This window comes from Microbacterium sp. KNMS (assembly GCF_053851835.1).
Genome location: NZ_JBSQBP010000058.1, coordinates 1 through 930, shown reverse-complemented (window position 1 = coordinate 930; position 930 = coordinate 1). Strand labels below are relative to the sequence as shown.

Annotated in this window: 1 protein-coding gene; it reads right to left on the bottom strand. The window is 69.0% G+C overall.

The annotated features are described in order from the left end of the window. Positions 1-249 precede the first annotated feature (249 nt). Positions 250-720: a thioredoxin-dependent thiol peroxidase gene (gene bcp, locus ACWXWW_RS17820; RefSeq protein WP_282980312.1), complete on the bottom strand. Its 471-nt coding sequence runs from the start codon at positions 718-720 to the stop codon at positions 250-252. Positions 721-930 lie beyond the last annotated feature (210 nt).

The window sequence follows — 930 nt, the reverse complement described above, 5'->3', positions numbered from 1 at the left end:
TGGCACCACCACCACCTCGACACCTCCGGCTGGAACATCCACATGCACCACGGCGTGCCCTACATCGTCCCGCCCCGATGGATCGACCGCGACTGCACACCCCGCCCCGCACAAGGCTCCACCACCCGCATACGCACCCGCATCCGCCGCACCCTCACCCGCATCCGCACCTGACCCACCACGCCATGGCGCAGCACCGCGGCCGCCGACGAGAGTGTCGGGGACCGCGGGCGAGAGGGCTGAGGTGGGTCAGTCGATGCCGAGGTCGCGGCGCAGCCGCGCGACGTGCCCGGTCGCCTTGACGTTGTAGAGGGCCTTCTCGATGACGCCCTCTTCGTCGAGCACGAACGTCGAGCGGATGACTCCCTCGATGATCCGGCCGTAGCTGTTCTTCTCGCCCCACGTGCCGTACGCATCGTGCACAGCGTGGTCGGGGTCGCTCAGCAGGTCGAAGGTCAGGCCGTCGCGCTCACGGAAGCGGCGCAGCTTCTCGGGCTCGTCGCGCGAGACGCCGACCACCGTGTACCCGGCGCTCTGCAGCGAGCCGAGGCTGTCGCGGAAGTCGCACGCCTGCTTGGCGCATCCGACCGTGAGCGCCTCCGGGTAGAAGTAGAGGACGACCTTCCGTCCGCGGAGGTCGGAGAGCGAGACGCTCTTCTCATCCTGGTCGAGCAGCGTGAAGGCAGGAGCGACGGTACCGGGTTCGAGGCGCGAAGTCATAGGCTTCCCAGCCTAAGCGGCGCCGGCCGGGCGGCCGCTCTGCGCAAGCCAGGCGTCAGACGCACGACCGGCGCGTCCGACCGCGCGCAGGCGGCTCTGATCGCCCGCGAGATGGGGTGGATCTGAGCGGCCGTCCTAGGACGTGTTGCTAAATCCATTGCAGAGCGGCGGAGAGGCAGAGTCCTGCCGCGTATGACCGGGCGGTCTTGT

Bases quoted from the DNA above. Each gene is read 5' to 3' on its own strand.
- bcp (WP_282980312.1), bottom strand. From the start codon at position 720: ATGACTTCGCGCCTCGAACCCGGTACCGTCGCTCCTGCCTTCACGCTG.